Annotated in this window: 5 protein-coding genes and 1 pseudogene; 1 reads left to right on the top strand and 5 read right to left on the bottom strand. The window is 35.4% G+C overall.

Translation table 11 applies throughout. From position 1 onward, the window contains the following. Window positions 1-53 precede the first annotated feature (53 nt). Window positions 54-203: an Lmo0850 family protein gene (locus HMPREF2767_RS08790; RefSeq protein WP_168161304.1), complete on the bottom strand. Its 150-nt coding sequence runs from the start codon at window positions 201-203 to the stop codon at window positions 54-56. A gap of 151 nt (window positions 204-354) precedes the next feature. Here HMPREF2767_RS08790 and cls point away from each other — a divergent pair, with 151 nt between their 5' ends. Beyond that, complete coding sequence (gene cls / locus HMPREF2767_RS07855) at window positions 355-1842, top strand: cardiolipin synthase (RefSeq protein WP_070623747.1); 1488 nt, start codon at window positions 355-357, stop codon at window positions 1840-1842. A 37-nt stretch (window positions 1843-1879) separates the two neighbouring features. Here the strand turns inward: cls and yidC are convergent, their stop codons facing one another. The 4 genes and pseudogenes from yidC to HMPREF2767_RS07870 all read right to left on the bottom strand — a co-directional run bounded on the left by yidC (window position 1880) and on the right by HMPREF2767_RS07870 (window position 5443). Continuing rightward, window positions 1880-2746, bottom strand: coding sequence for a membrane protein insertase YidC (gene yidC, locus HMPREF2767_RS07860; protein ID WP_070457023.1), 867 nt, complete (start codon window positions 2744-2746; stop codon window positions 1880-1882). A gap of 96 nt (window positions 2747-2842) precedes the next feature. Beyond that, window positions 2843-3052: pseudogene (locus HMPREF2767_RS08630) on the bottom strand (hypothetical protein); the annotation flags it as partial. Then, window positions 3037-3834, bottom strand: coding sequence for a bifunctional hydroxymethylpyrimidine kinase/phosphomethylpyrimidine kinase (gene thiD, locus HMPREF2767_RS07865; protein ID WP_070623750.1), 798 nt, complete (start codon window positions 3832-3834; stop codon window positions 3037-3039). The pseudogene HMPREF2767_RS08630 and the gene thiD, both read right to left, overlap by 16 nt. A 13-nt stretch (window positions 3835-3847) precedes the next feature. Next, complete coding sequence (locus HMPREF2767_RS07870; protein ID WP_070457027.1) at window positions 3848-5443, bottom strand: M20/M25/M40 family metallo-hydrolase; 1596 nt, start codon at window positions 5441-5443, stop codon at window positions 3848-3850. Between the last annotated feature and the right edge of the window lie 107 nt (window positions 5444-5550).

The following is a 5550-nucleotide window of genomic DNA, read 5'->3' on the forward strand; positions in this document are numbered from 1 at the left end:
ATTTTAGTGTCCAACTTTAGGGGTGCACCTCACTCATTGAGCTGTTTGCGTTTTTAAATATTATTCTCGTTTAATCTTAACTGTTCTACTTTCGAAATACGATTCATAATTTCTAGTCTTGAAGGGGCAACAGATACTTTGATGCCAAGTTCTTTCAATACTCGAACCGCATCTTTTAGTTTGGATGTGTCATTTTGTTTCATAATGACTCTCCCTTCCTATCGAGTTAATTATAATTATACAGACACTGTGGTAATATTACTATAGTTATTCAAAAAACTTTTTACATATTTGTCACGAATACATTAAAAATTTATGAGAGGATTTTTAAAATTGTATTATTTCAGTACATTAATGAATATATCTCAATCCGTTGCTGATTTTTTCTCATCACTTTCGTATGCAACGATTTTTACATTTATCATCTTACTCATTAACTTCGTACTCGCAATTGGTATGATCTTTTGGGAGCGTAAAAGTGCTCAAAGTGTTTGGGCATGGCTATTTGTCCTCTTCTTCATACCAATTATCGGATTTATTTTATATGTCTTATTCGGTCGTACGATATACAATAAAGAAATTTTTAAAATATCCGAAGAAGATAAAATTGGTCTTGAATCACTCGTTACAGAGCAACTCGAAGATATTAAGATGGACAAGCTAACACTTCCGTCAGAAGAAGCTAAAAAACATCGTAAACTGATCCATATGTTATTAAACAATAATCAGTCATTCATAACGTCTAATAACAAAGTAGAGACATTTTATGAAACGACAGAGTTTTTTGATCAGATGATACATGATATAGAAAATGCAAAAGACCATATTCACTTTCAATTTTATATTTTTAGATTAGATTCACTTGGCCAAAGAATTTACGACGCCCTACTTAAAAAGCAAAAAGAAGGGGTTGACGTTAAAATTTTATATGACGACATGGGCTCACGTACTTTAAAACTTAGAAACTTTAAAGAGTTACGTGATTACGGCGGAAAAGTTGAAGCATTCTTCCCAAGTCGTCTCTCTCTTATAAACCCTCGTATGAATAACCGTAATCACCGTAAAAACATTGTTATAGACGGTAAAATTGCATATACGGGAGGTACAAATGTCGGAGAAGAATATATCGGTTTGAGTAAAAAATTTGGCTACTGGAGAGACACGCATATTCGAGTTCAAGGAAACGCTGTAAAATCTCTACAACTACGTTTTATGCTTGACTGGAACTCTCACGCAACGCGTGACAATTTAAAACACCATCCACGTTACTTCCCAGAAATTCCAGTCGTTGGTGATACGACGATGCAAATCGCAGCAAGTGGTCCAGATGAAGAATGGGAGCAAATTAAATACGGTTACTTAAAAATGATCAACTCAGCTAAAAAGTCTATATACATTCAGTCACCGTACTTTATACCTGACCAATCGATGAGAGAAGCGATTAAAATCGCACTCCTGTCAGGCGTCGAAGTTAACATTATGATCCCACCATTTCCTGACCATCCATTCGTATACTGGGGGACGTATCATAACGTTGGAGAGCTTGCGATGATAGGAGCAAACGTCTACATTTATGAGCGTGGTTTCCTACATCAAAAAGTAATGATAATCGATGACGAAGTCGTATCGATTGGATCATGTAATATGGATAACAGAAGTTACGCACTAAACTTCGAAGTCAACGCGTTTATATTCGATGAAAAAGAAGCGATAAAAAATAGACTTCAATTTGAAAAAGATGCGCTACATTCACGCATACTTTCACCGGAAGTCTATCAATCTAGAAGTAAGTGGATTAAATTTAAAGAAGCAATCGCAAATTTAATTGCACCGATACTATAAAAAAAGCTCCGTTTAGCTATAGCTAAACGGAGTTTTGTTATTTCTTCTTTTTGTTTTTATTCGGTAATACTTTTGCACCTTGTGATTTTCTTTCTTTTTCTGCAAGTTCTTTTTCGTGTGCTGCTAAAATCGGCGCCATTTCTTCATCGACCTTTTTACGGTAATATAAGTTACCGATAATCGTTTGAAGGATTAAGAACGCACCACCGACTGCCCAGTATAATGGTAAGGCAGATGGTGAAATCACCGAAATCCACAGAATCATCAGTGGCGAAATAAACATAAATAATCGCATTTGCTTTTGTTGTTCTTCTGGTAAGAACATCATAGATACGTATGCTTGAACCGCGTATACGAGTACCGCGATCGCAATCATAATAATACTGCGCTCTGTTAAGTCCATCCATAAGAATTCTGGATATTTAGTAATACCACCTTCTGATGGATATTTTAAAGCGAAGAATAACGCCATAACGATTGGCATTTGAATTAAGATTGGTAGACATCCAACATTTAATGGGTTAATATCGTGTTTCTTATATAACGCCATCATCTCTTGTTGAACAGCCATTTTTTCTTCTTGCGTCGTCGCAACTTTCATACGGCGCTGAATATCTTCCATTTCTGGTTTAACAATCTTCATCTTCTCACGCATCAACATTTGATTTTTATATGTTTTCATCATGAATGGGAAGATGATTAAGCGCACGATTAACGTTAATACGATAATCGCAAGACCATAGTTATGGTTTAAGTGATCTCCAAGCCAATGAAGTAAGTTGTCCATTGGTTGAACAAATGTATTAAAGAAAAAACCATCTCTGTTTTCAGGCTTCGAGTAGTCACACCCTGCTAAAAACAAGACGAGGCCCATCGTTAACGGTAACAGCCATTTTTTAGCCATAATTTCACCTCTAATTTTATATACAAGAGTGATTGTACCATACTTACAACCACATTTACAGATAAAACATGAGGAAAATAGGCGATATATTTGAATCTACTCAGAAATATTTAATCTTCTTTTATTCATTAATCGCATACTATTCAGAGTAACGATTAAAGTCGCTCCGATATCAGAGAATATCGCAATCCATAAAGTTAACCATCCTGGAATCACGAGTAGTAATGCAATTAGTTTAATCCCTAATGAAAATGTAATATTTTGTTTTATAATTGTTAACGTCTTTTTGCTTAAACGAATGATGTAATGTCGATAAAATGATTCAGTGGACCATTCTTTTTACCGATATCTAGACTGTTTTTTAAACCAGCAGTGACGTATCGCTTCGCTTTTCTAAACGCGTCTTCTAAACTATTCCCTTTTGCAATCTCTGCCGTGATAACTGCAGAAAACGTACTGCCACTTCCACGCTTATTTTTTGTCTGAACGATTGCTTCAGTGAGTTTTAACGACGTCGTCTTCGTATATAAATAATCACACGCTTCACCAGTCATATTACTATCGTTAATAATTACTGCTTTTACACCGATTTCTCTTAAAAAGATTTTCGCTGCTGTTTCGATATCTTTTTCAGTCTCAATATCAATACCTGTTAACGATTTTGCTTCGTTGATGTTCGGTGTCACGACTGCAGCATGATGAAGTAATTGTTGTTTTAACACACTCGTCGTCTCTTCTGAAATAATACGCTGTCCTTCGCGTGTAAAAATGTACGGATCGACGACGAATGGTATATGATACTGTTTGACGTATTTCGTGAGCATTTCAATCATCGGTATGCTCGTGATCATTCCGGATTTCATTGCAAATGGAATTGTGTCATCAAATATACTTTTAAGCTGCTCTTCTAAAAAATCATCTGGTATTTCTAATACATCTTTAATACCACTCGAGTTTTGTGCCGTTAAACTTGTAATTGCAGACATTCCGTATACACCTAAATTTTGAAACGCCTTTAAATCTGCATTCACGCCAGACCCTCCTGTTGGATCATAGCTCGACACAGTGAGCACAATTGGTAATGTCATTGTAGCTCCTCCTTTACTTTACAAAATATTGTTTAATCACTGTCTCTAATACGACAGGTAACTCTTTAAACGCACTCGGCTTTAATAATCTCTCTGTAACTTTATGCGCATCTTTACCGATTGGACCGCAGTTTAATACCGGTGCTGATATTTCTTTAATATCTTCAAAAGGTATCATATACGTCTTATTAAACGTCGGAGTGTTTAAGCTAAATACTCTATCACTTTCATAGCTCGTCGCGTATTTCACATAACTTAAGTCACAAATACCGTTAAAGAAATGTACTTGTTCAACGTTACGATTCAATAGTTTACTCGTTTCTTTTATCGTTTCGACGATATTTTGAACGAGTGTATCTTCTGAACTGTTAGTTGCTGGATAATAAGGCGGAGTGAAAAACGTGACGACTGTTGGTCCTAAATGACGCAGTAACATCATAATTTTGTCGATTGCTTCGATACATTGTAAATGATCGTCTTGATTGTTTGAAATACTTTCTAGTAGTTCACTGACTTTATCTTCCCCAAATTTATCGATTGCTTGTTGAAGTAACTCTTCATACGTACAGACGTTTACATTTACTTTTTCTTCTTTATAAATACCATCGTCAAACGTTTGAATAACTTCATTTACCTCATCCACCGACTCTTTGACAATCGTGTTGAACGTATTAAATATCTCACTCGCATTTTGTTTAAATATAAATAAATTATATAAACTGACCGTTCTAAACGGCGTTTGAACGTCGTAGTGCGCCTTTAAATCACGCATCATCAACGAAACAGGTAACGGTGTTTCTTCACCCTCATAGCGCTCTATAAACGATTTGTTGTATTCCATATTTTTATTGATGAAGCTCATTATGTAATTCGAGCTTAAACCGTTCATCGCGTTACCGACGTGCGTTTCTTTACCGTAAACGTACACTGCAGGCATTAACTTTCCAATCGTTCCAGTATATACGTAGTGCGTATTGTTACCAGGTGCTTGTTGGAATGTCGGCTCACTATTTAAGTGAAGTACGATATTTAAATCTTTTTCTTTTCTTATTTCATTGATTTTTTTAACTGCTGCTAACATTCCTTTAGATCCTACTTCTTCATCAGGCACTGTAACGAGTAATAAGTTTACGTCCCAGTTTTCAAGCGCTGCTTTTTCGATTAAAGACATATGGAGCATAAGACCTGGTTTCATATCCATACTACCACGACCAAAATAATAGTGTCCTGTTTTAATATCAGATACGGCATCATCATTTAAGTACGTATGATCAGATTTAAAAATATCTGTTATTTTATCCATATTAAATGCATGTTGTTTATACTCTCCAAAGTCATCGATACCGACTGTGTCGAAGTGACTAATTAAAACGACTGTATCATTATTTTCATTACCAGCGTAATGTGCAAGGACAGCACGTCGGTCATCTTCAGTATGCGCAAAATATATGTGATCACTATGTGTATTAAAATAATCGAGTTTGAGTAATTCACTCTTTACTAAGTCTGGAAAACTTTTCTCTCCTGTTGAATGTGTGATTGAATCATGTTTAACGAGTGTTTTTAATAACTCTACACGGCTCTCTTCTGTTTGCCATAAACCGTTCATCGTTAAATTCCTCCATTACTTTGTTCTATATATAAGACTACAACTTTTTGACGTCTTTTGATAGCGTTTTTATTTACTTAAATTTCAAGTTTAAGTTAGCCACTTGA

Origin of the sequence: Nosocomiicoccus sp. HMSC067E10 (assembly GCF_001810835.1) — a bacterium.
GTDB lineage: Bacteria > Bacillota > Bacilli > Staphylococcales > Salinicoccaceae > Nosocomiicoccus > Nosocomiicoccus ampullae_A.